The sequence below is a fragment of the Kitasatospora sp. GP82 genome, from assembly GCF_029892105.1.
Taxonomy (GTDB): domain Bacteria; phylum Actinomycetota; class Actinomycetes; order Streptomycetales; family Streptomycetaceae; genus Kitasatospora.
In genome coordinates this window covers 1-23655 of the sequence record NZ_JARZAJ010000067.1, presented here as the reverse complement: position 1 = coordinate 23655, position 23655 = coordinate 1, and the positions used below count along the sequence as shown (strand labels likewise).

Here is a 23655-nt window from a genome sequence, read left to right as displayed (position 1 = left end):
CTTCGGCGACGCAGTCCGCCGGCATACGCCTGCCCGAACTTCAGGCACCAGCGCCGCACCGTCTCGTAGGAGACGATCACGCCTCGTGCCAGGAGAAGCTCCTCGACCTCACGGAACGACAGCGGGAAGCGGAAGTACAGCCACACCGCATGAGAGATGATCTCCACCGGGTACCGGTGCCCCCTGTACGACGGCGACACGCTCTCCACGACAGACCCCTCCCGGCACGACCAACCCGAAGATCATCCCTCAGCCGCCAACGTGACAACACCCCTCGGGAAGTCGGAGCCGTCCCGGCCGGGCGGGCAGGGACAGTTGGTCATGGCTTCAGTTTCGGCGCGGCTGCCGGCCGGCGGCCTCCCCCGCCCGTGGCTTTCGCCTCCCTCGTACGGGGGAGCACAGCCGCCCGCCACCCGCCACGCCGGTGATCTACATCCGTTGGCTGCGTCTGCAGCGCAGTCCGGCTCGACTGTCGGCCGCGGCGGTGTGCAGGGCGGACACCGGCCCCGAACGGGCTGATGAGAAGCTGACCGCCCTGCCCGGGCGAAACCAACCGGCCCTCGAACCGTTCTAACCGGCCCCTGCCGGGAGCGCGGCGCGGTCCCATTTTCGCCTCACACCTCACAGGTCGGGCCCAACCCCCGCGGACTTCGAACCTGTATCTCCTTGAGGTCGAAGGCCTCGTCAGACTGCAAGAGTTCAGGACTACGTCATCCGACGAACCGCCGAAGACCTGTCCGAAAAGGACATCCTCCGATACATCGAACTGTTCATCGCCCGCGAGATCCACAAGCACCTCACCAGCCCACACGCCACGCCGCAACCGCTCCTCCTGGCCGCTTGACGGCCTGTAGGAGCTGCATGGCTGGACGGCAGACAAGTCGAACGGCAGGCCGGGACCACGGCGCTGACGGGCCTTGCCGGAGCGCCGTGGCAGCCCCGGTCAGGGGTTGGTGCACAGAACGTACGCCGTCAGATTCTCGTTCACCGTACCGGTGTTGGTGCCCCGGATGATCCAGCTGCTCCCGGAGGCGAAGGAGTCGGTGAAGAAGATGTGGATGCCGCTGGTGGTCCCGCCGCCACTGAGCGGAGAGCCGCCAGCCGGGCAGCTGACCGAGGCGAAGCCGTTCGTACCGGGCGCCACGGAGACGCTCGTACCGAAGGCACGTGGCGAGGCAGCGGCGGCGGCTGCCGCCAGGTCGCCCTTGCCTCCCGCCTTGGCGGTGATGGGGGTCGCCTGGTTCTGGCCGGTGGGTTCCGCGGCGTTGCCGTCGGCTGCCGACGTCAGGCCGACGGTGAGCAGTGCGACGACGACGCCTGCGAGGGTGAGGACTCTGGTGCGCTCCATTGCGACCTCTCCATGTCTGTATGCCAGATGTCAACTACTCTTTGTGTTGATCCATGAGCATACTGACATAAATCGGGTGATTTATCAGTCTTCGCGGCCTTCTAGTCTCGATCATTCTTGACGGTCCGTCGGCCTCCCCGGCGGGCCGTCTCGGCTTGGTGGGCCGGTCGCGGGAAGCCCGCACTCCAGGCCTTCGACATCGCCTTCGACATCGCCTTCGACGGCCGACTCTCCATCGGCCGCCGTTAACTCACACCAGCCGAGTTACACGTTGGCTGGACAGACCCCGTCCCGGCGCAGCCAGCGCCCCAGGCGCAGCAGGTGGGTGCTGCCACGGGTCCGACGCCGCCCGCACGAGGACCTGGAGCAAACTCGGGCCGGCCGCACCCATCTGGCACCCGCTCAGCAGCTCCGGCGGGCGGCCATGCGGCTGGACGGAGCTGTGGGCCGGACGTCGGCCGGGGACGGAGAAGGGGCGGGGCCGACAGGCCCCACCCCTTCGATCGCTGTTCTGCCTGCCCGGGCCACCGAACGGCTGCCCACAGCAAGGTGGTGATCGCGCCTGCCTGCCACGAGGTCCGCTCCTGCGGACCTCGTCGTCGCCGGTGGGCAGCGCGGCCGCCCACGTGGTCGGGGCGAGCGCACGGCCGCCGAGCTCAAGCAGCGATGGCGCATCCTCAGTACGTCACACTCAGCCCCAGCCAGGCTGTCTCCTGACAGGTGATCTTGACCGCTTGTCAGGAGACCTCGGTGGCTGGCGGTTCCTTGCTGCCTGGTCTTGTTCGGGCCTCGGTGAGATTACTGCCGACGAGTGGCTGGCCTCGCGAGAGCGAGTTCGGTCCACCGGTCCAGTTCCTCTGCATGGCTGCCGACCTCCTGCTGGCCGAGCTGCATCACGCCAGCGAGCGGCCCGGTCCGGAACACGCAGACGTCCGGGGTAGCGACGACGGCGCTCGGGAACGGGCGGCAACAGCGGAGCCACGCGCTCCCACAGCTCGTCCGGAACAGGATCAGCGCCCACCCGCACAGCCTGCCGACCAAGATCGCCAGGCACAAGATCACGGGCTCAGCTCGCTTTGAAACGATCAGTCAGTCGGCGAAGGTGCCGACCAGCCGCTGCGGGGTGATCCTGACGACCACCCGCACCACCTCCGGCGGCAGTTCCAGGTACTCCTCGCCCGCGCCGGGCCCCTCGTACTGCTCGGCCAGTGCGACGGCCAGCTTCCGGCCCAGGTCCTCGGCCACGGTCGCGGTACCGCGCACCTCCAGGTATCGCAGCGGGTCGGCCCTGTCGTAGACCGTCAGGCTGACCCGCGCGTCGCGCTCCACGTTGGTGACCTTGCGGCGGCCGGCTGCCGAGGAGAGCAGCAGGTCGTCGCCGTCCCGGGCGACCCAGACCACCGAGGTCTGCGGGCTGCCGTCGGGGTTCACGGTGGCCAGCACCGCGGGATTCACATCGTCAAGAAGCCTGCGGGCGGCATCGTTCAACTTGATCGTCACGCCCGCGACCCTAGCCAGGTCGTCACGCAGTGTCGACCGACATAGCCCCTGCCGGCGCGCACGCGGGACACCTCCGTCGACCAAGATCGCCAACCGTAAGACCCGGGCTCATCTCGTTCTGAAACGATCAGTAAGGGCGAATTCGTGTTCAGGAAGATCAGCGGGCGGCATCGTGGACGAGGCTCGGCAAGCGCACCACGATGAGTGCATGACGGAGAGTCAATCGGCGCAGCCGCCCGCGCAGCCACCTGCGCCGGGCGGCCGACGTGCCCCGCGCCTGGACTGGGCAGCGGTGGGGTCGGTGGCGGGCGCGGTGGCCGCCATCGTGGCGCTGGTCGCCTACCTGGCACCACCGGACATGCCGCAGCCACTCCCGGTCGGCCCAGTGGCCACCACCCCGGCCCCACCGACGCCGGACCCGATCACCACCCGGCCTACGACACCAGTGCCCGCCCCACCGTTGTCGGCGGTCCGGCCCGGTGGCTGCGACAAGGCGGAGGCGGCACTGGCTGCATACCGCCGAAACGCCGGGGCCACCCCCAGCAGCCAGGCAGCCGCGGCCAACCAGGCCCACCTCGATCTGATGGGCGCGGTCCTGGACGCGGAAGGAATGGTCGGCTCAACGATCAGCCGTCTGGCCGCCGAGTTCCAAGAACTGAGTTTCCGGTTGACCGGCATGGTCAGCAGTGATCCCAACCAGGTGATCGCGGACATCAACACGGACATCCCGCAGCTCACAAGACTGTGCGGATCCTGACCGCCGTCGACAACCCCGTCCTGCTCTACGACACCGACGGCTGGGAAGCCGACTGGGGCGAAAACCCCCACGACGGCCTGCGCCACTCCACACCACTGCGGCGCTGGCTCCAGACCTGGGCCGACGGCGGCCGCGTGTGGGACGACGTCCTCGCCCGCACACCGTCCGAACCCGTCAACCACGCCTGACAGTGAGGATGTGACGTGGTGATGTTGCCGGCGGGTCTGACCCTCCGCCTGACTGACGTCTCGACTGTCCTGTTTGGGATTCGTCGGCCCGCCGGGGCATCACCACGCACGCGGCGGGACGGGCGCTGTGACTTTATAGGAGCTTGGTTCAGAAGCCCCGTCACTGTCTTGTCCACCCGCCCGACCGGCGCGTGCCGCCCTCGGAACGGACTCGCAAGGACGGACATGACCAGCATGACGCACGACGCCCGGGAGATCACCGGCGGAGTCGACACCCACGGCCTGACCCATCACACGGCGGTAATCGACAGCACTCCACTGAGGTGTCGACGGTGCTGACGACCCCTGTCACCGACGGAGGGTGAAGCCGCCCTGGATGACCCAGGTGTCGGGCTCGGTGGGCATGCACTTGGTGGCCTTGGCCGGGGCGCTGTAGTCCAGGGCGTTGGCGCCCGCCCAGCCGACCCGGCGCTCGCCGTGTTCGTCGGAGGGGTAGAAGGTGAGACCGGTCTCGGGGTGCCAGGTGCTCGGCGCCGCGTCCGGCGGAGTCTGGCCTGCGGGGACGGTGAAGTGGAGCGAGTCGATGGGCCCGGTCACGGTGACGGCGGCGCCGTCGGTGGTGAGGCAGTCGATGCTCATCTCGGCCCGCACGACACTGCCCCCCGGGAACACGTGCTGGATGGTGGCATGCCCGCGGGCCTCGTGGCCGGTGGTGGTACGGGCGTCGACCCGGGCGGTGAGCCGCTCGCCGGGCGGCGTGGGGCCCGGGCCGCGGTCGTTGAGGAGGGTCCAGGTGTGCAGGCTCTGATGGCGGGTGGTTTCGGCGGCCGGAGCCGCTGAGGCTGCGGTGGTGGTGACGGCGGTCACGGCGGCGGTGAGCGCGATGCCGGCGATGAGCTTTCGCATAGTTGTTCCTCGAGTGGGTCGGTGGAGGTGGCGACGGCGGGTGTTCGCCCTCCGCTGCCTCAAAGATCGCAGTCAGCCGGTGTCCGGACGTCCGCCGCGAGGAGGGACCGGCTCCCCCGCGCGGGGGAGCCGGTCCAGGCAGGGCCGGCCTCCTCGGCCAGGGCGCGGCGCAGCCGGCGCGCGGCCAGCATGGCCCGGCGGGTGGTCTCCAGCTCCTCCTGCCGGTCACGGCCAGCCGCCGCGTCCTGCTCCTCGGCGGCGGCGGCCAGCCGGCGGCGCATCCACGCCCCCCACCGCGTAGTCGTCCAGCTTCGCGGTGGCCGGGATCGCCAGGTGCCCGTGCCTGTGACGTTCTCTTCCATACACCCGGTGCGATTGATTGGGGGTCAGCTTTTGGCCGCAGCTTGCAGAATGAGCCTGCTGATCACTTCCGGGTGCGTCACGAGCGACAGGTGGCCTGCGTCGACCTCGATGGTTGTGGCGTTCATGCGCTGGGCCATGAAGTGCTCAAGCTCGGGATTGATGGTGCGGTCGTTCTTCGAGACCGCGTACCAAGACGGCTTCTGGTGCCAGGCGGCGATGCTCGTGGTGGGCGGAGCGGTCGAGAGCGGCCCTTGGGCCGCGTAGAGCACGAGGGCCTCCTTCCTGGGCACGCCGTTCGCGAAGTCCTGGAGGAACGCCGGCTGGCTCAGAAACCTGAATCCGCCCGAGGTGATGATCCCGGAGTTGACCGGAGGGGTGGGGAACTTCGCGGAGAGCGCGGCGAAGTCTTCGCCGGCTTCCGGGGCACGGGCGGCGACGTAGACGAGTCCAGTGACGTTCGAGGCAAGCCCGGTCTGTGAGATGACGGTGCCGCCATAGGAGTGTGCGACCAGGACCGTGGGCCCGTGTTGCCGAGCCAGTGCGAAGTTCGTGGCGGCGACATCGTCAGCGAGAGACGTAAGTGGGTTCTGCACCGCGATGACGTTCATTCCCGCCGCTTGCAGTAACGGGATGACCTTCGCCCAGGAAGAGCCATCCGCGTAGGCACCGTGTACGAGTACGACATTGCGTACTGCGGGCTTGTGGCTACGGGTTGCCTCCCGGACCGTCGGAGCCGCAGAAAGCGTGGTTGCTGCAACTCCCGCACCCAGAAAGGAAAACTGACGACGACTGATCACCATCATTACCGTCCCTTGCATGTCAGTGCCCACGAAAACAGCGGCCACCTTGAGGCGTGCGTAGGTCCGTAGACAGATGACCTCTCTCGTCCGACGAGATCCACGGGACAGAACGAGGGCGGATGACCGATGGGCATGCTGGACAAGTTCCGACGCCATCGCCTGGCACAGTCTGTCCTCAATGGGTGAATTTACCTGGGGACGGCCGTTGGCGCCGGGTCTGTACGGTCTTCGGTGTAACTCCCGATCATGGAAGTAGCACCTGATGAGCGATGTGACTGTCTCTGTCGAGGCGGTTGAAGAGGTCCGGTCGGTCGAGCTGTCGGCGGATCTGCTGGATGATCAGTTGATCGGGTAGTTGATCGATCGGACTCGCGCGAGCGGCTTGCAGCTGACCGGTGAGGGCGGGCTGCTGCAGGCCCCCGGCACGAGCCCGCTCCACCAGCATCCCGATCAACTGGTCGTCAACGGCCTCCGCAGCAGCGGTCTCTATGGCCTCGGTCGTCATGTCAGTCACTTGGTAGATCCTCTCCCCCAGGCGAGCCATCCGGCTCACCCTGGCACAGCGGGTGATCCACCGTTGTGCCGGGACGGCTCCGGCTCCTACGGCGAGGCCGTGATCAGCCCCGCGCCGCCTCGCCCGCCTGATGCTCACCCGGCCCGACCGGCTGCGGGACAAGGACGCCGAGCTCCTGCGGACGCTCACCGCCGCGTGCCCCGAGATGACCGAACTCGCGTGGCTCGTCCACTCATTCGCCGAACTCCTCACCCCCGCTCCCGGCAACGACACCCGCCTCACCGAGTGGACCGCCGCACGCGCCGCCGGCCTTCCCCACCTGCACTCCTTCACTCGCGGCCTCGAACACGACCGCGCCGCCGTCGACGCCGGCCTCACCCTGCCCCACCACAACGGCCGCGCCGAAGGCGTCGACACCCGAACCGAGAAGATCATGCGGCAGATGCACGGCCGAGCCGGATTCCGCCTCCTCCGCCACCGCATCCTCCTCGCCTGAATACACTCAGTCACCACCGATTACGCGACAGCGCCGTTAATTGGACACTCCCGGGATGGCCGTGTCGCACGAACGGTCCGCCCCGGTGGCGCACGTGTTGGCACCAAGTGCTTGCTGATGGTGAGCTGCGCGTGGAGTGGGTGTCCAGAGTGGAGATGTGATGCGGTCTCGGTCCAAGCTGCCCTGCCTTGCCATTACCGTGATCGTTGCCATCGTCACTCTGATGAGCGGCTGCGCCGGTGGCCGGTCGCCTTCGGGGTCACCATCGCCCTTGCAGTCGTCTTCCGCTCCGCAGGCGACGTCGGTTGCAGAAGATGCCCCGTTGCAGGCGACGTCGGTTGCGGAAGGCTCCCCGCTGCAGGAGCCGGCGCAGATGGTGAGCCACGACGGGGTCCTGCGGGTTGAACTCGTCGTGGAAAGGCGGCAGGTGGACGTCGGCGGCCGCAAGCTGTGGGCCCTCACCTACAACGGCCACTACATGCCACCCACGCTGCGGATCCAGCCGGGGGACAAGCTGGACCTGACGATGAAGAACACGCTGGACGAGTACACCAACCTGCATGTCCACGGACTCCATGTGTCGCCGAGCGGCAACGCCGACAACATCTTCATCCACATTGATCCCGGCGGGACGTTCCACTACGCGTACCAGTTCCCGAAAACGCTCCGGCCCGGCACCTACTGGTACCACTCGCATGCGCACCCGATGTCCGCGCCGCAGGTCGCCGGCGGCATGTCGGGCGTCCTCATTGTCGACGGGCTGCAGCAGTACCTGCCGGCGGACCTGCGCCACATCACCGAGCACGTCATCGCGCTCAAGGACTTCCAGGTCCAGGGTGACGCGGTCAAGACCCAAAACCTGCACATCGGCGATCCCACCAACCGGACGGTCAATGGCCAGCTGAACCCGACCATCCGCATCCAGCCGGGTGAGACCCAGCTGTGGCGGCTGGCCAACGTCAGCGCCAACATCTACTACAACGTCCACCTGCAAGGACAGCAGTTCCATGTGATCGCCCACGACGGCACTCCCGTTGACCGGATCTGGACGGCCGACTCGCTCCTCCTCGCGGCGGGCGCCCGCTTCGACGTGCTCGTACAAGGCGGACCGGCTGGCCATAACCAGTTGGAGACGCTCGCGTACAACACCGGGCCGGCCGGTAACCAGTTCCCGCAGGCGACCCTGGCCACCCTGGTCTCCGAAGGACCCTCCGCGCACTCGGCGGCGCTGCCCACCTCGACCTTCGCGCCGACTGCGGACCTGAGCGACGCGACGATCGCCGCTCGGCGCACCATTGTCTTCTCCGAGAACACGGCCGGCAGCCAGTACTACATCAACGGCAAGCAGTTCGACATGAACCGGGTGGACATCCGGTCCAAGCTGAACACGGTCGAGGAGTGGACCGTGCGCAACGACAGCAACGAGGAACACTCGTTCCACGTGCACGTCGACCATTTTCAGTTGATGAGCATCAACGGTAGTCCCCACCAAGGCCACGGCCTGCAGGACACCGTGAGCGTTCCCGCCAAGGGGCAGGTCGTTATCCGGATCCGCTTCAACAGCTACACCGGCAAGACCGTACTGCACTGCCACATCCTCAACCACGAGGATGCGGGCATGATGGCAGTGCTGGAGATCGTCAAGTGACGGGCAGATCTACGGCCTATGTGCTTGACTGCGAATCGGTCACGCGATGGTCGAGCGCGTGACCGCTGGGGCCAAGCGGCGCGCCGGTGGCCCGTTGGCTGACGCCAACAACCCTACGAAGGTCCCTCTGGGCCGCCACACATCGGCGGCCTGGGCCTCGGCCCGCTGCCCAGTACCTGGATGTGCCACTGCGCCTGCCGTATGCGGTCTTCGGTGCTGCTGTTCTCCGGCATCGCTGCCGTCGCTCTGTCGCCTCCTGCCTCGGCCCGGCCCTGCTGCCCGTCGGCCTCGGCGTCGCCAGCCGCTCCATGACCGTGACGACCGCGACGACGTGGTTCACCGCCCTTGTGCTGGCCCTGCTCGCCGCCGTCGGCGTGCTCACGCGCCGCCGCAGCCTCAGCAGGCCGGTGGAACCCGCATCGGCCAACTCACCGGATGCGGGCGACTTCACAACGACCGTCCCCGGAGACGGCGGGAGTGCACGCCATGAACACCACGAGGCCGACATCCACGTCGACGAGCGCCGCCCGCGTCGGCAGACAGTCGCCTGGTACCGCGCGGCCCTGGACTCGGAACGGCGCAGCACCGACCTTTACCGGGGGCTGGTCGCCGCCAGCACCGGAGAACGCCGGTCGATTCTCCTGGAATGGGCGCCCGACAGTTCCTCGTGGGCGTGGGTGCCGCCGCAGCCGTCTTCGGCATCGGACACACGATCGGAACAGGGGCCCAGTGACCAGGTTCATCCAGCACTCTCCTCACGGGACAGGAGCGGCACAGATCTCCTCACCCACCCGGAAAACAGGGAACGAACAATTTCGTAGGGAGAATGACCATGCGTACTACCACACTGGGAATGACCGGACTTGAGGTCTCCCGCATCGCCTTCGGCACCTGGCAGTTGGGCGGCGACTGGGGCGGCTTCGCCGAAGACGAGGCCAAGACCGCCATCCGCCGGGCACGCGACCTCGGGGTCAACTTCTTCGACACCGCCCAGGCCTACGGTTTCGGCGCGTCGGAGCGCCTCCTGGGCGAGTCCCTGCGCGGCGAACTGCGCAGTCGACGCGACGAGCTGGTGATCGCCACCAAGGGCGGCCTGCGCGAGACCGACACCGGCATCGCCCGTGACGCCAGCCCCCAGGCGCTGCGCGAGGGCGTGAACGCCAGCCTGACCGCGCTCGGCGTCGACCACATCGACCTCTACCAGGTCCACTGGCCCGACCCGAAGGTGCCGTTCGCCGAGACCGCCGGCGCACTGAAGGAACTGATCGAGGCCGGCAAGATCCGCCACGTCGGCGTGTCCAACTACGACGCCGAGCAGATGGCCGAGTTCTCCCGGACCCTGCCGGTGGAAACGCTGCAACCGCCGTACCACCTCTTCCGCCGCGAGATCGAGGACGCGGTCCTGCCCTACACCCGGCAGCACGACATCGGTGTGCTGGTCTACGGCCCGCTCGCGCACGGCCTGCTCACCGGCACCCTCAGCAAGGACACCGCCTTCCCCGCCGACGACTGGCGCGCCAAGAGCAGCGTCTTCCGCGGCGAGAGCTACCGGCGCAACCTCTCCGTCGTCCGTGAGCTCCAGGAGTTCGCCGCCTTGCGCGACATGACGGTCAGTCAGCTGGCCATCGCATGGACCCTGGCCCGTCCCGGAGTGCACGTGGCCATCGTCGGCACCCGGCGCGCCCACCACGTCGACGACAGCCTCGCGGCGGCGGACATCACGCTCGACGAGGCCGACCTGAAGGGCATCGATTCCATCACGGGCGCGGCCACCCCGGTCGCCGGCCCGTCCCCGGAGAGTGTGTGATGACTGAGCAAGCCAAGACCGACAGGACGAAAGTCGCCGTCCTCGGCATCGGCGTCATGGAGCCCCCATCGCGCGGAACCTTCTGCGCGCCGGCTTCGACGTAACGGTGCGGAACCGGACCAGGGAGAAGGCCGAAGCACTCGCCGCCCAGGGCTCGTAAGTCGCGTCCTCGCCGACCGAGGCGGCTTCGGACGTCGAGTTCCTGATCACCATGCCCACCGACGGCGCCGCGGTGGAAGCCGCGATGACAGGCCCGAAGGCGCCCTGACCGCGCTGTCCCCGGACGCGGTGTGGAGGAACCCAAGTGCCCGCCCGGACGGTCTCCCACGAGCGGACCGCCGTTACGGACTCACCGCCACCCCGTACGGGCTGGTGCCGACCGTGACGGTTGCGGCGACCTTGAGGGTCTTCGGGTTGATGACCGTGAGGGTGCCCGCTCCTTGGTTCGTGACGTAGACCGCGTCGGCGGTGACCGCCATGTTGAACGGGTCGGTGCCCGGGGGGCCCACGGTGACGGTCGCCGAGACGCGGTGGCTACGGGTGTCGATCACGGATACCTTGCCCACGCCGAGAACAGCCACGTAAGCCCTCGAGCCGTCCGGTGCCAGTGCCACGTCGAACGGGCCCTCGCCGACCGGCACGGTGGCCGTAACCGCGCGGCTGCCGATTCCTACGACCGAGACGCCGGCTGCCGTCTCGTTGGCTACGTAGGCCGTTTGGCCGCCCGGGGTGACGGCGATGCCCACCGGGGTTCGGCCTGCGGGGAGGAGCTGGACCGCCCGATGCGTACGGGTGTCGATGACCGACACGTTGTCAGACCCCGCGTTGGCGACGTATGCCGTGGCACCGTCGCGGCTGACGGCCACGCTCACCGGGGAGGTGCCGACCGGGATGGACGCGGTCACCTGGTTGGTGCGGGTGTCGAGCACGGAGACGCTGTTCGAACCGCCGTTGGCCACGTAGAGGGACCTGCCGTCCGGGCTCAGGCGGACGCCGCTGGGTTTGTCGCCGACCGGCACGGTTGCGACGATCTTGTTGGTCCGGGTGTCCAGCACCGAGACCTTGGCCGATCCGTTGTCGGCGATGTACGCGTGTCTGCCGTCGGGGGTGATCGCGATGCCCTCGGGAGCGCTGCCGGCCGGGACGGTCGCGACGACCTTGTCGGTTCCGGCATCGATCACGGAGACGGTGCCGTCGAGCTGATTGGTGACGTACACGTGGCCGCTGCCTCGGGCCGGCGCGGCGGAGGGCGCCGGGGACGACACCGGGAGGAGCCCCGCGGCGAGGAGACCGCAGGGCAGCAGGAGCCCGATGCCGACTCCCAGTACCGGCCGGAGGGCCTTCCTGTGCCGGCGGCCGGCGGTGTGGGTCGGGGTTCGCCGGGGGAAACGCATCTCGCCTCCTGGTCACATCACGGAACGTGGGTCTGGGACTCGGACCGCCTCTCGCACGCCCGGCCCGGAAGCGGCGGTCAGGTCAGCAGTGCGCGGGCGTAGTAGTCCTGGTCATTGCGTACGCCCGGAAGGGCGAAGAAGTAGCCTCCGCCCCGCGGACTGATGTACGGCACCAGCGTCTCGTCCTCCAGCCGGGTCTGCATGGCGATGTAGGAGTCGAGCTCGCGTTGGAAGCAGCAGAACACGTGCCCCAGGTCGAGGTCGCCGTCCTTGTCGGGACTCCGCTCGTAGTCGTAGCTGCGGCGCAGGATGGTGCTGGTCGACGCGGTCTCCGGGGTCTGGGGATTGGCAAGGCGGATATGGCAGTTCAGCGGGGTGATCAGTCCCTGCGGGTCGTTGGTGTAGACGGGATCGAGTGTGTCCGGGGCGTCGTCGGACACGGCGTACATGGGAGCGCCGCTGATCTTGCGTCGGCCGAAGATCCGCTCCTGTTGGGCAACGGGTACTTTCTGCCACGCTTCGAGGTGGAAGTGGACGATGCGCACCGCCTGGTAGGTACCGCCCGCCGTCCAGGCGGGCTCGGCGGTGTTCGGCTGCACCCAGACCACCTTGTCCATCGTGGCGGTGTTCGTGGTGTCCGGGTTGGTGATGCCGTCCTTGAATCCGAACCAGTCCCGCGGGATACCGGTGGGGCGCGGCGGGTTGCGCTGGCAGTGGAATCGCCAGCGCTGCTTCATCGCCCCCTTGGTGTGGGCCAGAATGTCGAGCATCGCGTGCACTGTCGTGTCACGGTGTCCGGCGCACACCTGCAGCAGCAGGTCGCCCTGGGACAGCGCGGGATCCAGGTCGTCGTGGCGGAAGGGCTGCATGGTCTTGAGCTGGGTCGGCTTGCGTGCCGCCAGACCGTAGCGGTCGTCGAAGAGGGACGCACCGAGGGCGACGGTGATGGTGAGATCGTCCGGCACGACTCCGGGCCCCAGGATGCCGTTGTCCGGTGGCGGTGCGTCCGGGGGTGCCTTCGGCCCCGTCCCGCCCGCGGTGAGGAAGCGGGCCCGCGCGGTCAACGCGCGGAACAACTCCCTGAGTTCACGGCGGTCAGCGGCGGTCACGTCGAAGGAGGCGAACGCCCCGATCGTCTGCGGCGCAGTGGTGATGCCGGCCTGGTGGTATCCGTAGAACGGGATCACACCACCGCTCGCCTGGTCGCCGCTCGCCACGGCGGCGAGGGCCGCATCACCGTCCAGCACGCTCCCGCCCGCCGCTCCGATGACGCTTGCGGCCGTGCCCTGGAGGAACGATCGCCGCGCGAAGAGACCGGCCGGACACCCCCCGCTGTTCCACCCGGCTTCCACCCTGAGGGGCCTTCCGTCACTCATGCTTTCCCTCTCGGAACGGACACGGTGGCGTGTGCCGTGCGTTGTACCGTGGCCGGTTCCCTCCGGCCGACCGCACCGTACGGTGACGGCCGATGGGGGTGATGCCCGACCGATGCCCGGGATGCGGCTGCCCGCCGGAGATCCTGATAGCCGGGCGGCCCGCCCGACCCACCCGGATGGCAACCGACGGTGACATAGCATCACAGTGCGCGATAGTCCGCACCCAGACGCAGCGGGCAGCACCGCGATGAGGCGCCACTGCCGGAGCGCAGCGTCCTCACTGCCCATCCGCGCCCGCCCACCAGTGCGCGGCCGACGAAACGGGGGCTGTCGACTCAACGGCTCCTACAGGATTTTCGTAGCTGGTGATCGCAAGGGTTCTGGAATGAGAACTGGTTCAGCGCCTCCTTCCGCGGCGGCGGGGTTGGAGCTTTCCGACGAGGATGTGTACGAGATCGAGGACCAGATGTGCGAACGCGAGTCGAGAGGCCAGGGACGATGACCGCGATCGGATTCATCGGTCTCGGGGCAATGGGCGGCCGGATGGCCGGCCGCCTGGTTGCCGCGGGCCACGAGGTGTACGGGAACAACCGCACCGCGTCGAAGGCGGCCGGGCTCGTCGAGCGCGGCCTTCGGTGGCGCGATACGCCACGCGGCGTGGCCGAGGCGGCGAACGTGATCTTCAGCATGGTCTCCGACGACGCCGCGCTCGACACGATTACCTCGGGCCCGGACGGGATTCTGGCCGGCCTTGACCCGAGCAAGATCTACGTCGACATGAGCACCGTCAGCCCGCGGGCCAGCCGCGAGCTGGCAGAGCGGGTGCGGGCACTCGGCGCGCGCATGCTGGACGCCCCGGTCTCCGGTAGCGTCCCGGCGGCCGAGGACGGCAGCCTGGCCATCATGGTCGGCGGCCCGCAGGAGACCTTCCGTACGGTCGAGCCACTGCTGCGGCAGCTCGGCCGCACGATCACCCACGTCGGCGGCAACGGTCAGGGGCTGGTGCTGAAGCTCGCCATCAACATCAGTCTCGGCGCGCAGACGCTCGCCTTCAGCGAAGGCCTGCTGCTCGCCGTGCACGGGGGAATCGACCCGAAGCTGGCGGCCGGAGTAATGGCGGGCAGCGCAATCGGCTCGCCGGCCGTGAAGGCACGCGCCCCGCTCATGCTGGATCTGCCTGAGGCGGCCTGGTTCGACGTACGCCTGATGCAGAAGGACATCCGCCTCGCCCTGCAGGCCGGCGACGCCCTCGGCATCCCGCTGCCGGCAGCGGCCACCACGGACGAGATCCTGACCGAGGCACGTGAGCAGGGCTACGGCGGACGCGACATCGCCGCCCTGTTCCACGTGCTCACGCGGATGAGCGGTGCGCCGGGCAGCGCGGGCGCCGCCCCGAGCGGCGAGTCGGCGGCTGTCGGCCAGCCCGGAGAGAAAGCCTGCGACGTACCTCCGGGGGCCACCGGGAGGTCGGCGAGGTGCTGACCGCGCCGTAGCAGCCGTCGGTCGTCGGGGGCGACGGGTTCGTGCCCGAGCCTTGTGTGCTGCTGCACCCGGAGCAGGTGGTCACCTACCCGTTCGCCGGCCTTCTGCCCGAGGCACTGTGCACCCGGATCGGCGCCTGGGAGGAAGCCCTTGAGGAGGAAGCCGAGCAGTCAGCGAATGGGAGCACGGCCGAGCCGCTCGGCTACCAATACGACTTGTCCATCCCGCCCGGCTGGCGCGCGGGGGGCTTCGCCTCCTGGCACGCGACCGACCCCTACCCCATGGACTGCCTGACCTGCACGACACCGATGCACCTGCTGCTGACCATCGACAGCTCGGAGTGGGACGGCGGCAGCGGCAGCTGGAAACCGCTGGAGGACCAGAATCAACCCACGCACCGGTGTGCCACCCCCACCGAGGTCACCGTGGGCCGCTGGGGTGAGCTCAACGTCTTCGCCTGCCCAACGATCCCGAGCATCCGCACCGCTGGAGCATCCAGTAGCTCGTCGAGCCCGGGTGCTGTCGCTTCTCACGAACATCGGACACGCCACGGTTCCCGTGCCTCCCGAAGAGCTGAACAACTGCTGTCGAAACCAGTGAACAGAGCCACTGGCGGGTGGTCAGGCGCCCGGGGCGGGGTTGTGCAGGGCGTCCAGGAGCGCGCTCTGCTGCTCGGTCAGCTTCCCGTCGGTGCGAGCCCCCGCCTGTTTGCGCGGCCACGTGCCAGGGCGGAACGCCGGGTCCGCCTCGCCGCCGGTGCGGTTGGCCGGGCCGGTGAGGGTGCCGTCGGCCGCGAGGTAGGCGAGCAGGCGCCGGTACGACCTGTTCCGGTCCGGCTCCAGGCGCCACAGCTCGTCCAGCGCCCGCAGCTTCACAGCGGCGCCCGCACCGCGGGTGCGGATGGGACGACGAGGGTGCGCGCCTGCGGGCCGGGCGCACACCTTCGTCCCGTTCGGTCGGGCAGTTCAGCTCGCCGCGGCGGTCGATGCCGTGACGGCCGAGGCGAAGTCCGGCTGTACTCCCAGCTGGGCGAGCATGACGCTGAGGCCGACGTAGCAGTTGAACTCCTTGATCTTGCCGTCCTCGATGTACCAGAAGTCGGCGGTCGGGATGTCGAGCTTGGCGCCGGTCGGCTGGATGACGCCGGCGGGCGTCTCGAACGGCCCGGTGAAGGTCCCCCGGATCGACAGCTCGACGGCGACGATGTTGCCCAGAACGTGCAACCGGTGGAGCTCGCGGTGGACGTCGGGCGCCAGCTTGCCCATGAAGACGACCAGGTCGCCCAGGTGCTCACCGCGGTAGGTCTCCCCGGCGACGACGTTGTTGAACACGCCGTCCTCGGCGAACAGGTCGATGAATCCCTGCACGTCCATGGTGCTGCCCTCGGCCGCCTGGTAGGCGGCGCGGACCACAGCTTCTGCGTCGGTCGTCATTGCACCCTCTCCCCTTCAACGAAGCAAATCAAATGCTTGCTTGAAAGCATCACCAAACGGGAGCCTCTTGTCAAGCAGTCGTTTGAATTGTTCGGACGTTGTGGCGTTCGGCCTGGTCAGCCGAGGCTCGGGGCTCCCTGGAACGCCCCGGCCAGCACGGGGACCAGCAGCCGCTCGATCCGCTCGGCGGACTCGGCGGCCAACTCGACACCAATGGGCGCCAGCACCAGCCAGTTCAGCATTCCGGCCGCGCACCGCGTGCGGAAGACCAACTCCTGCTCGTCGACCTCGGGAAGGGCCACCGTCAACACCCGCAGGGCGTCCTGACGGGTCCGCTCGAACTTGCCGGCCAAACGATCCCACCCCTGCGGCGGATCGATGCCGACACGGGCCACGGTCCGCATGACCGCCAGGTCCTGCCCGCCCGCGGCGAGCGCGCCCACCATCGGCCGGGCGAACGCCGCGGCCAACTCCTCCAGGGTCACCCCACCGCTCAGGGAACCCAGCGCCTCGATCTGCGCGTCCAGGTATCGCTCCAGCGCGTGCTCGATCGCCGTGTCACACAGCGCCTTCAACGATCCGAAGTGGTAGCTGACGGCAGCCACGTTGGCCCCGGCACTCTCCGTGATCTCGCGGAGCGTCAGGCCCTCCTGGCCCCGCTGTGCCAGCAGCTCCAGAGTGGCCGCGAGCAAGCCGTCCCGCGTGCGCTGACCGGCCTCTCGACGCAGGTCCGCCTTTTCCGTTGCCATGCCGTGAACTCAAGCAGCCGTTTGACTTCATTGTCAATCAACCGCCTGAGTTCACAGGGGCACCCGCAGTTCCAACTACCGTGTCCCGGCACACCTAATCAGCGCGGCCAGCCTCTGGGTTGGTGACAACAACGGCGCCCAACCGGTGACAACCATCGTGCTCAGCGCGAGAGACGCGGACACAGAGCAGGGGCGCAGCATCGGAGGAGAGCTTGGAGGCAAGGCTGGGCGGGTGCGCAGTCTTCCCCGAACTCGTCTCCGGACGGTTCCACCACGGGCTGGCACCGCCTTCGGTACGGCAACGGTGACGGCCCTCGTCGCCGCGTGCGCCTCGGCTCTGCGCGGCCGCTACCAGAAGGCCGGTCAGGAAACCGGACCGGCCGACGCGATGAGAGGACGGAAAGAATGGCGCAGAACGCCCTCCTTGTGATGGACGTCCAGCGGGGCATCGTGGACCGCTTCGGCGAGGGTGCCGGATATCTGGCACGCCTGCGCGGTGCGATCGAGGCGGCCCGCGCCGGGGAGATGCCGGTGATCTACGTGGTCGTCCGATTCCGCGCCGGGCACCCTGAGGCCAGCGCGCGCAACAAGATGCTCCGTGGGCTCGGCGACGGTGTCTGGTTCACCGACGAGGACCCCGGCGCCGAGATCCACCCGGACATCGCGCCGCGGCCCGCCGATCTCGTCGTGACGAGGACGCGTGTCAGCGCCTTCGTGGGCAGCGACCTCGACCTGCTCTTGCGCGCCCGCGAGATCGACGGGCTGGTCCTCACCGGCATCGCCACCAGCGGCGTCGTCCTGTCCACCCTGCGTCAAGCCTCCGACCTGGACTTCCGCCTCACCGTACTGGCGGACGCCTGCCTCGACGCCGACGCCGAGGTGCACCGGGTGCTCACCGAGAAGGTCTTCCCCCTGCAGGCCGACGTCGTCACCGTCGACGACTGGATCACGTCGATCAAGTGACCCGTACCCCGGTCCCACCCTGTACGCTCGCTCACCGGAAAGGTGGCCTGACTCCTGCACCGGAAACGACCTCGACACTCGTATCCTCGCAGGTCAGCGACACCTTTCTGCTGTCGAGGCGTCAACTCACCATATTCCGCTGAATAGCCGGGGCCAACCTCCGATTCGCCGAGAAGCGCACCGCTGATCTTGAAGCTGAGATCGTCAGCCTCCGCCAGCAGGCCAGAACGCAGCCCACATCCAGGCGCATGGCGTCCCCGCCGCGGCCGACCGAGGCGATGAAGTCAGACCACAGTTGAGTTCGTGCAGGCGATCCAAAAGCTCGTCGCCGCAGGTGATCGGGCCCGGCCCCGCGCCCCCGGGTGGACCTGGCGCTGCGACGCCTGAAGCACGTCGTCGGCTGGGCATTGGCCGGCCGGGCGCGCAGCTCCGACGAGCAGATGCTGGAACTCCCGGCGCCCTACGCCGGGAACCGGCACCGGGTCTGCCGTCTCATAGGACTGGCGGGCGCCCGGGCTCCCCGGTTCGGCCCCCGGCTCGCACCGCAGGAGCACCGCTACCACTGAGCCGCACCCCCACCGGGTGGCAGGCTGGGGTCATGTGCGGTCGCTTCGTCTCCACCAGCAAGCCCGAGGACCTCGTCTCACTGTTCGGTGTGACCCGCTGGGACCCGGAGGAGACCCTCTCCCCCAGCTGGAACACCGCCCCAACTGACCCGGTGTGGGCAGTCCTGGAACGCCTGGACCGCGACACCGGGGAGCTCGCCCGCCAACTGCGGCCCCTTCGCTGGGGGCTGGTGCCTTCCTGGGCGAAGGACCCGGGCGTCGGCGCACGGATGATCAACGCGAGGGCCGAGACCGTCCACGAGAAGCCCGCCTTCCGCAAGGCCTTCGCCACCCGACGGTGCCTGCTTCCGGCCGACGGCTACTACGAGTGGGTCGCGATCGCCGCTGCGGAAGGGAAGAAGGGCTTCAAGCAGCCCTACTTCATCGCTCCGGCCAGCGGCAGCCTGCTGGCGATGGCAGGGCTGTACGAGTTCTGGCGCGACCCCACCCGCCCAGACGACGACCCGCACGCCTGGCTCACCACGACCACGATCATCACCACCCAGGCGACCGACGCCGCAGGACGAGTCCACGACCGCATGCCCCTGGCGATCGACAGCGGCGACTTCGACGCCTGGCTCAACCCCGAACACAACGACCCCGGCGAACTCCGCCAGCTGCTCCACACCCCCGCCGACGGCAACCTCACCGTCCGGCCGGTTTCCACCGCCGTCAACAGCGTCCGTAACAACGGGCCCGAGCTGCTCGTGCCGGTCCCCGATCCCAAGTAACAAGCACGCGTCCGGCATGGACGTGACGGAGAGGACGCAAGCCATGGCAAGCACGTTGACTCGAATCATCGCGGACATCTCGGTCTCCCTCGACGGCTTCGTCACCGGGCCTGACCCCGGCCCAGACAACGGTCTGGGCATCGGCGGCGAGGCCCTGCACACCTGGGCGTTTTCCGACGACCCCGACGACCGCCGGGTCCTGCGCGAGTCGACCGCCCGCTCGGGCGCCGTCGTCCTCGGCCGCCGGCTCTTCGACGTGGTCGACGGGCCGAAAGGCCGGAACGACGACACCGGCTACGGCGCCGGCGAGGTCGGCAAGCCCGCGTTCGTCGTCGTGACGAGCTCGCCGCCGGAGTCTGTGCGACTCACCGACCTCGATTGGACGTTCGTCACCACCGGTCTGCCCGACGCCGTCGCCGCCGCGCGTGAGCGCGCGGAGGCGGCGGCGTCGCAGCGCAGCGCAGCGAGGACCTCGACGTCGTCCTCCTCGCCCGGGGCACCGAACGTGACGGACACGTGCCAGCCCTCGAGGGTGTCCTCGAACTCCCACGGCCGAACCGCGTGACCGTGGTCATAGGAGACGAACAGGCGTGCCGGATCTCCTGGTAGGTCTGCGATCGTGCGGGAATCGGAGTGCATGGCGGGATGCCACGGCACGCCGCTGACAGTCCGGGCCTGAACAGGCTTGCGGCGCAAGACTCGTGCGCCCGAGCCCGTTGCACCGTTTCGGCTGCGGGGGTGCTTCCGCGGGCCAGCCGCGCAGGGTCCGGAGCCGGACGGGTTCAGCTGTCCGTGGGCGGGCCCTCGTCGTCGGGATCGGGCAGGTTCTGCAGCCAGCCGGACGGGTCGCTGGTGGTGCCGTTGAGGTTGTAGAGGATCCAGCGCAGCAAGCGGATGTCGATGTCCCGGTCGGGCTTGGTGTCGGGCTCGTCCTGGAGGGCGAGGGTGATGCGGGCCCAGTTGCGGAAATGCCACGTGAGACCGACTGGGAGCGTGTCGTGCTCCTCTATGAGGCGCTCGGCCGCGTGGCCCCCTCACCCGTTGTCGAGCTCAACCGGGCCGTGGCCGTCGCGATGACGAGCGGACCGCAGCAGGCGCTGTGCATGGTCGACGAACTGGCCGCCTCCGGCCGCCTATCGGGGTCGTACCTGCTCCCGAGCGTGCGCGGCGAACTGCTGGTCCGGCTCGGCCGGACCGCCGAGGCCCGGGCCGAGCTGGAGCTCGCCGCCCGGCTGTGCCGCAACGCCCGCGAGCGGTCAGTGCTGCTGCGCAAGGCGGCTGCGTTGGAGTGATGTCCACCCGCCCAGTGCGGCCGCCTCGCCTCAGTCGGCCAGCTGGGCGAACGACAGTGCGGTGGTGGCCGGTCCGGAGCCAACCACCGGCTCGCTGTAGCTGGTGGCTCTGCTCGGATCCTGACCGGGTAGTTGATCTGCCGTCCCGACCGGCCTGCGAGCGGCCTGCCGCGAAGATGACGTTCCTTGATGTCTGACCCCGTTGAGCGACAAGTAGGGTGACAGGTGGCCAAGCTGGGGGTGCGTGGTGGTTGGGGCTGTAGTCAGACGGGGCGTCCGGCTCGGAGTGCGGATCGGATCCGTGCTAGCGACAGTGTTCGGCTCGGTGGGGCTCGTGGGTGCGGTGATGTGGCTCTGCATGGGACTGCACCACGATGTCCTGGCAGCTCTCATACGGGGCATTGTCGTCGTGGGCGGGAGCCTGGGGGTTGGTGTTCTGCTCGGTGCGGTAACCGGTGCGGCGCTTGCGCTCTCACCCGAGTGGCTTGCCGCCCGGGCTCCGTTGCGGGGGCTGCTCGCCGGCTGTGTCGCGGGCACGATATACCTCGGTGAAACCGTCATTGTGGCAGTCGCCTCCGACGGCGGCTACGGACCGATGCTTCTCACGCTCCTTTCCACGCCGGTGGTTGGTGCCGTGGCAGCGGCGCACAGCGGGGACGTCCTGGGACGTACGCACTATCACCCGTGGTTGGCGAGCGAGGGGCGTCCTAAGGGCTGGTCACGCCGCCTTGGTCGGGTACTGGGTTCACGTGCGGATGGGTGAGTCGGGGGCGAAGTTCGTCTTCGGTTCAGCGCGGGCGGCCTCGCGGCTCTCCCAGATCGTGGTGCCGATCTCCGCTTTGAGCAGTCCGAAGAAGCTCTCGGCTGCGGCGTTATCGTAACCGATGCCCGTTCTTCCCATGCTCTGCCTCAGGTTCAACTTCCTTATCTCCCTGCGGAATTCACCACTCGCGTAGTCGCTTCCGCGGTCGGTGTGCATGATGCAGCCCGGCTGCAGACCGCCACGGCCGGCCGCCATGCGCAGGACGTCAGCGACCAGTTCGCCCCGACCAGTTCGGCCCGGTGGTGATCCGCCATCGCGTACCCGATCACCTCGCGGGTGGCCAGGTCGATGACCGTGGCCAGGTACCACCAGCCCTCGATCGTCGGAAGATACGTGATGCCGCCGACGAGTTTCGTGCCGGGCCGAGCAGCGGTGAAGTCGCGGCCGACCAGGTCCGGGGCCGGGGCGGCCTTGGAGCCCTGCCTCGTCAGGTGGCGGCGCCGACGGCGGGTGATGCCGCGGCTGTCGCGCTCGCGCATGATCCGCTCGACCCTCTTCCGGTTGACGGCCGGAGCCGAAGCGGCGGTCCGCCATGCCGACGGGCCGCCGCTTCCGCTCACGTGCTCTCCACCCGGGGTGCCGACCGGGGTCGGCCGGCACCCGGAGGGATGGGTGGATCAGGGGTGGTAGCGCTGGGCGATGGTGGTGATCGCGCCGGCCTTGTTGACCGTGATCACGTACTGGCTGTTGCAGGAGGCGGGCCAGTTGACGGCGTGGCTGTTGGTCTTGCAGGCGTGGACGCGCTGGAGGAGGTCGGTCAGGCTGACCTTCTGCGAGTGGATGCCGTTGAGCAGGGTGGCCTTGGCGCCGGGTGCGAAGGCGAACTTCCTGGGCTTCCCCACCGGGGTGAAGTAGCCGTCGTCGTCGCCGCAGGAGTACTTGGTGTTCTGGGCGGTCAGTGACTTGCCGGAGGGGCTGGCGTCGATGGCCTGCAGGACCCGCAGATGGTACGGGTTGCCCCCGCAGTCGGCCGCCGACGGGGCCGCCGAGACAGCGCTGCCCGCGCGGGTGGCCTGCGGGGCAGCCGACGCGGCGGTGGCGCCGAACGCGGTCAGGGTGAGGGTTGCACTGGCCACGCTGGCGGCGGCAAGGCCGAGATGACGGATCCTCAAGAAAACTCCCATAAAACGAGTTGGGCGTCCGCGGTGGAGCACCTCACTTCCTTAAACGGCGCGAACGGCCTCTCGCGTTGCACCCCGGATCCACATTTTTCATCGCGGACACGCCGGACACCCGACCAGTGCTGCCCGGTGCGACGGCATCAGCCGGAGCCGCCCCCGGTGTGACAACCGCCACAGCACGCGACTAAAACCCCGTCACCGGCCGTCACGTGGTTAGACGGTGCGGTGGAGAACCCTCCCCGCACCGGAACCGGAGGCACAGCGTGCGGCAGAGCGAAAGAGAAGCGCTGTTCGAGGAGTTCGTGCCGGCACGCTCCACCGGTGCTGCTCCACGGTCGTGGTGCGGTGCGACGCACCGGGTGATCGGACCGCCTACCGGTTGATCGCAGATCCCCCCCTCGTTCGTCAGCGGATACCTCGTCTCGCTGTTCACCGGCCGCTGCGCGGCAACCGCTCGACAAGTTCCCCTTCCTGTGAAGGAGTTTCCCTTCGTGGCGTCACACCGTCGTCCCAAGCCCGCAGGCCGTACCCGTGTCTCGATCGTGACAGCAGCAGCCGCGACCGCGGTCGCCATCTCCTCCCAGGCCGGTGCACACGCCGACCCGAAGCCGACCAAGGACGAGGTCAAGACCCAGGTCGACCAGCTCTACCAGCAGACTGAGGTCGCCACCGAGAAATACAACGCGGCCACCGAGAAGCAGCAGACCCTGCAGAAGCAGGCCAACGACCTGCAGGACCAGATGGCGCGCCAGCAGGCGCAGGTGAGCACCGTGCAGAGCGGGCTCGCCGAGATAGCGGCCGAGCAGTACCGCAACGGCGGGATATCCCCGACCGTGCAGCTGATGCTCTCCAGCTCGCCGGACGCCTTCCTCTCCAGGGCCGACTCGGTTCAGCAGGTCGGTATCACGCAGGCCGACGCGCTCAAGGCACTCAAAAACGAACAGGGGAAGCTCGACCAGGAGAAGGCCGAGGCTCAGCAGAAGCTGGCCGAACTGGACGCCACCACCAAGGACCTGAAGACGGCCAAGGACGAGGCTCAGGCGAAGCTGGCGAAGGCCCAGGCACTGCTCGACTCGCTGACCCAGCAAGAGCGCGACCAGCTGGCACAGGCCGACGCCAAGGCCGCTGCCGATGCCAAGGCCGCCGCCGGCTCAGCCTCCAACGCCCGTGCCTCGCGCAGCGACGGCCGCACCGGCCTCAAGGGCGGAAGCGGCGGCGGTGGCAGCAAGGCCGCCGGCGGCGCCGGCGCCACTTCCGGTTCGTACGCGGCGGCCGCGGTCGCCGCGGCCGAGGCCCAGGAGGGCAAGCCCTACGTACGGGGCGGCAACGGCCCGGATTCCTTCGACTGCTCAGGCCTCA

The 23655-nt window shown here is 68.8% G+C and carries 26 protein-coding genes and 6 pseudogenes; 16 read left to right on the top strand and 16 right to left on the bottom strand.

Annotation, left to right across the window (positions count from 1 at the left end):
• Together P3T39_RS35090 and P3T39_RS35085 are read right to left on the bottom strand one after the other, a co-directional pair.
• A pseudogene (locus tag P3T39_RS35090) lies at positions 1-200 on the bottom strand (IS6 family transposase); the annotation flags it as partial.
• Positions 201-943: 743 nt separating this feature from the next.
• A complete protein-coding gene (locus P3T39_RS35085; protein WP_280703353.1) occupies positions 944-1348 on the bottom strand; it encodes a hypothetical protein in 405 nt (134 codons plus the stop codon).
• Between the two features lie 117 nt (positions 1349-1465).
• Here P3T39_RS35085 and P3T39_RS35080 point away from each other — a divergent pair, with 117 nt between their 5' ends.
• Positions 1466-1597 carry a hypothetical protein gene (locus tag P3T39_RS35080; RefSeq protein WP_280703352.1) on the top strand — a complete coding sequence of 44 codons (132 nt, stop codon included), beginning with the start codon at positions 1466-1468 and terminating at the stop codon, positions 1595-1597.
• Between the two features lie 661 nt (positions 1598-2258).
• Here the strand turns inward: P3T39_RS35080 and P3T39_RS35075 are convergent.
• Together P3T39_RS35075 and P3T39_RS35070 are read right to left on the bottom strand one after the other, a co-directional pair.
• A pseudogene (locus tag P3T39_RS35075) lies at positions 2259-2402 on the bottom strand (IS5/IS1182 family transposase); the annotation flags it as partial.
• 35 nt (positions 2403-2437) lie between these two features.
• A complete protein-coding gene (locus P3T39_RS35070; RefSeq protein WP_280703351.1) occupies positions 2438-2848 on the bottom strand; it encodes a PPOX class F420-dependent oxidoreductase in 411 nt (136 codons plus the stop codon).
• A 208-nt stretch (positions 2849-3056) separates the two neighbouring features.
• On the opposite strand from P3T39_RS35070, the gene P3T39_RS35065 reads away from it, so the two are divergent.
• On the top strand, positions 3057-3605 hold the full coding sequence (locus P3T39_RS35065; protein ID WP_280703350.1) for a hypothetical protein: 549 nt from the start codon (positions 3057-3059) through the stop codon (positions 3603-3605).
• Entirely contained in the window at positions 3593-3793 is a 201-nt protein-coding gene (locus P3T39_RS35060) for a hypothetical protein (protein ID WP_280703349.1), read from the top strand. The genes P3T39_RS35065 and P3T39_RS35060 overlap by 13 nt, the downstream gene beginning before the upstream one ends.
• Positions 3794-4141: 348 nt before the next feature.
• On the opposite strand, the gene P3T39_RS35055 is transcribed toward P3T39_RS35060, so the two are convergent.
• The 4 genes from P3T39_RS35055 to P3T39_RS35040 all read right to left on the bottom strand — a co-directional run bounded on the left by P3T39_RS35055 (position 4142) and on the right by P3T39_RS35040 (position 6376).
• Positions 4142-4699: a hypothetical protein gene (locus P3T39_RS35055; protein ID WP_280703348.1), complete on the bottom strand. Its 558-nt coding sequence runs from the start codon at positions 4697-4699 to the stop codon at positions 4142-4144.
• A gap of 59 nt (positions 4700-4758) precedes the next feature.
• The gene (locus P3T39_RS35050; RefSeq protein WP_280703347.1) at positions 4759-4980 is read right to left on the bottom strand and encodes a hypothetical protein; all 222 of its coding nucleotides are present in this window, start codon (positions 4978-4980) and stop codon (positions 4759-4761) included.
• 105 nt (positions 4981-5085) lie between these two features.
• Complete coding sequence (locus tag P3T39_RS35045; protein WP_280703346.1) at positions 5086-5892, bottom strand: alpha/beta hydrolase; 807 nt, start codon at positions 5890-5892, stop codon at positions 5086-5088.
• 214 nt (positions 5893-6106) lie between these two features.
• Positions 6107-6376, bottom strand: coding sequence for a hypothetical protein (locus P3T39_RS35040; RefSeq protein WP_280703345.1), 270 nt, complete (start codon positions 6374-6376; stop codon positions 6107-6109).
• A 124-nt stretch (positions 6377-6500) separates the two neighbouring features.
• Between P3T39_RS35040 and P3T39_RS35035 the strand changes: the two are divergent.
• The 5 genes and pseudogenes from P3T39_RS35035 to P3T39_RS35015 all read left to right on the top strand — a co-directional run.
• Positions 6501-6872 (top strand): annotated as a pseudogene (locus P3T39_RS35035) (transposase); the annotation flags it as partial.
• 199 nt (positions 6873-7071) lie between these two features.
• The gene (locus P3T39_RS35030; protein WP_280703344.1) at positions 7072-8520 is read left to right on the top strand and encodes a multicopper oxidase family protein; all 1449 of its coding nucleotides are present in this window, start codon (positions 7072-7074) and stop codon (positions 8518-8520) included.
• 308 nt (positions 8521-8828) lie between these two features.
• Positions 8829-9341 (top strand): hypothetical protein, encoded by a 513-nt coding sequence (locus tag P3T39_RS35025; RefSeq protein WP_280703343.1) that lies wholly within the window; start codon positions 8829-8831, stop codon positions 9339-9341.
• Between the two features lie 11 nt (positions 9342-9352).
• Positions 9353-10327, top strand: a complete 975-nt coding sequence (locus tag P3T39_RS35020; protein WP_280703342.1) for an aldo/keto reductase — start codon at positions 9353-9355, stop codon at positions 10325-10327.
• Between the two features lie 67 nt (positions 10328-10394).
• Complete coding sequence (locus P3T39_RS35015; protein WP_348534422.1) at positions 10395-10487, top strand: NAD(P)-binding domain-containing protein; 93 nt, start codon at positions 10395-10397, stop codon at positions 10485-10487.
• Positions 10488-10668: 181 nt separating this feature from the next.
• On the opposite strand, the gene P3T39_RS35010 is transcribed toward P3T39_RS35015, so the two are convergent.
• Positions 10669-11721, bottom strand: a complete 1053-nt coding sequence (locus tag P3T39_RS35010) for a beta-propeller fold lactonase family protein (protein ID WP_280703341.1) — start codon at positions 11719-11721, stop codon at positions 10669-10671.
• 77 nt (positions 11722-11798) lie between these two features.
• A complete protein-coding gene (locus tag P3T39_RS35005; RefSeq protein WP_280703340.1) occupies positions 11799-13097 on the bottom strand; it encodes a Dyp-type peroxidase in 1299 nt (432 codons plus the stop codon).
• 498 nt (positions 13098-13595) lie between these two features.
• Here P3T39_RS35005 and P3T39_RS35000 point away from each other — a divergent pair, with 498 nt between their 5' ends.
• Both P3T39_RS35000 and P3T39_RS34995 read left to right on the top strand, forming a co-directional pair.
• Entirely contained in the window at positions 13596-14579 is a 984-nt protein-coding gene (locus P3T39_RS35000) for an NAD(P)-dependent oxidoreductase (RefSeq protein WP_280703339.1), read from the top strand.
• A pseudogene (locus P3T39_RS34995) lies at positions 14561-15081 on the top strand (hypothetical protein); the annotation flags it as partial. The gene P3T39_RS35000 and the pseudogene P3T39_RS34995, both read left to right, overlap by 19 nt.
• A gap of 118 nt (positions 15082-15199) precedes the next feature.
• On the opposite strand, the gene P3T39_RS34990 reads toward P3T39_RS34995, so the two are convergent.
• From P3T39_RS34990 to P3T39_RS34980, 3 genes are all read right to left on the bottom strand, one after another.
• On the bottom strand, positions 15200-15454 hold the full coding sequence (locus tag P3T39_RS34990; RefSeq protein WP_280703338.1) for a helicase associated domain-containing protein: 255 nt from the start codon (positions 15452-15454) through the stop codon (positions 15200-15202).
• A 90-nt stretch (positions 15455-15544) separates the two neighbouring features.
• Positions 15545-16012 carry a nuclear transport factor 2 family protein gene (locus P3T39_RS34985; protein WP_280703337.1) on the bottom strand — a complete coding sequence of 156 codons (468 nt, stop codon included), beginning with the start codon at positions 16010-16012 and terminating at the stop codon, positions 15545-15547.
• Between the two features lie 116 nt (positions 16013-16128).
• Positions 16129-16761, bottom strand: a complete 633-nt coding sequence (locus tag P3T39_RS34980; RefSeq protein WP_280703336.1) for a TetR family transcriptional regulator — start codon at positions 16759-16761, stop codon at positions 16129-16131.
• Positions 16762-17166: 405 nt separating this feature from the next.
• Here P3T39_RS34980 and P3T39_RS34975 point away from each other — a divergent pair, with 405 nt between their 5' ends.
• The 5 genes and pseudogenes from P3T39_RS34975 to P3T39_RS34955 form a co-directional block, all read left to right on the top strand.
• A complete protein-coding gene (locus P3T39_RS34975) occupies positions 17167-17724 on the top strand; it encodes an isochorismatase family cysteine hydrolase (RefSeq protein ID WP_280703335.1) in 558 nt (185 codons plus the stop codon).
• A 362-nt stretch (positions 17725-18086) separates the two neighbouring features.
• Positions 18087-18290, top strand: coding sequence for a hypothetical protein (locus P3T39_RS34970; protein ID WP_280703334.1), 204 nt, complete (start codon positions 18087-18089; stop codon positions 18288-18290).
• A gap of 32 nt (positions 18291-18322) precedes the next feature.
• Positions 18323-19060: an SOS response-associated peptidase gene (locus P3T39_RS34965; RefSeq protein WP_280703333.1), complete on the top strand. Its 738-nt coding sequence runs from the start codon at positions 18323-18325 to the stop codon at positions 19058-19060.
• A 55-nt stretch (positions 19061-19115) separates the two neighbouring features.
• A pseudogene (locus tag P3T39_RS34960) lies at positions 19116-19549 on the top strand (dihydrofolate reductase); the annotation flags it as partial.
• 488 nt (positions 19550-20037) lie between these two features.
• Positions 20038-20352: pseudogene (locus P3T39_RS34955) on the top strand (RNA polymerase subunit sigma-24); the annotation flags it as partial.
• Between the two features lie 745 nt (positions 20353-21097).
• Here the strand turns inward: P3T39_RS34955 and P3T39_RS34950 are convergent.
• The 3 genes from P3T39_RS34950 to P3T39_RS34940 are packed head-to-tail and all read right to left on the bottom strand — an operon-like array spanning position 21098 to position 22287.
• Positions 21098-21271, bottom strand: a complete 174-nt coding sequence (locus P3T39_RS34950; RefSeq protein WP_280703327.1) for a hypothetical protein — start codon at positions 21269-21271, stop codon at positions 21098-21100.
• A 5-nt stretch (positions 21272-21276) separates the two neighbouring features.
• On the bottom strand, positions 21277-21735 hold the full coding sequence (locus tag P3T39_RS34945; RefSeq protein WP_280703326.1) for a hypothetical protein: 459 nt from the start codon (positions 21733-21735) through the stop codon (positions 21277-21279).
• Between the two features lie 57 nt (positions 21736-21792).
• Positions 21793-22287, bottom strand: coding sequence for a hypothetical protein (locus P3T39_RS34940; RefSeq protein ID WP_280703325.1), 495 nt, complete (start codon positions 22285-22287; stop codon positions 21793-21795).
• Positions 22288-22787: 500 nt separating this feature from the next.
• Between P3T39_RS34940 and P3T39_RS34935 the strand changes: the two genes are divergently transcribed.
• A partial coding sequence (locus P3T39_RS34935) for a hypothetical protein (RefSeq protein ID WP_280703324.1) occupies positions 22788-23655 on the top strand: 868 nt, incomplete at its 3' end.

Bases quoted from the DNA above. Each gene is read 5' to 3' on its own strand.
- P3T39_RS35085 (WP_280703353.1), bottom strand. From the start codon at position 1,348: ATGGAGCGCACCAGAGTCCTCACCCTCGCAGGCGTCGTCGTCGCACTG.
- P3T39_RS35065 (WP_280703350.1), top strand. From the start codon at position 3,057: ATGACGGAGAGTCAATCGGCGCAGCCGCCCGCGCAGCCACCTGCGCCG.
- P3T39_RS35055 (WP_280703348.1), bottom strand. From the start codon at position 4,699: ATGCGAAAGCTCATCGCCGGCATCGCGCTCACCGCCGCCGTGACCGCC.
- P3T39_RS35050 (WP_280703347.1), bottom strand. From the start codon at position 4,980: ATGCGCCGCCGGCTGGCCGCCGCCGCCGAGGAGCAGGACGCGGCGGCT.
- P3T39_RS35025 (WP_280703343.1), top strand. From the start codon at position 8,829: ATGACCGTGACGACCGCGACGACGTGGTTCACCGCCCTTGTGCTGGCC.
- P3T39_RS35020 (WP_280703342.1), top strand. From the start codon at position 9,353: ATGCGTACTACCACACTGGGAATGACCGGACTTGAGGTCTCCCGCATC.
- P3T39_RS35010 (WP_280703341.1), bottom strand. From the start codon at position 11,721: ATGCGTTTCCCCCGGCGAACCCCGACCCACACCGCCGGCCGCCGGCAC.
- P3T39_RS35005 (WP_280703340.1), bottom strand. From the start codon at position 13,097: ATGAGTGACGGAAGGCCCCTCAGGGTGGAAGCCGGGTGGAACAGCGGG.
- P3T39_RS35000 (WP_280703339.1), top strand. From the start codon at position 13,596: ATGACCGCGATCGGATTCATCGGTCTCGGGGCAATGGGCGGCCGGATG.
- P3T39_RS34985 (WP_280703337.1), bottom strand. From the start codon at position 16,012: ATGACGACCGACGCAGAAGCTGTGGTCCGCGCCGCCTACCAGGCGGCC.
- P3T39_RS34980 (WP_280703336.1), bottom strand. From the start codon at position 16,761: ATGGCAACGGAAAAGGCGGACCTGCGTCGAGAGGCCGGTCAGCGCACG.
- P3T39_RS34975 (WP_280703335.1), top strand. From the start codon at position 17,167: ATGGCGCAGAACGCCCTCCTTGTGATGGACGTCCAGCGGGGCATCGTG.
- P3T39_RS34965 (WP_280703333.1), top strand. From the start codon at position 18,323: ATGTGCGGTCGCTTCGTCTCCACCAGCAAGCCCGAGGACCTCGTCTCA.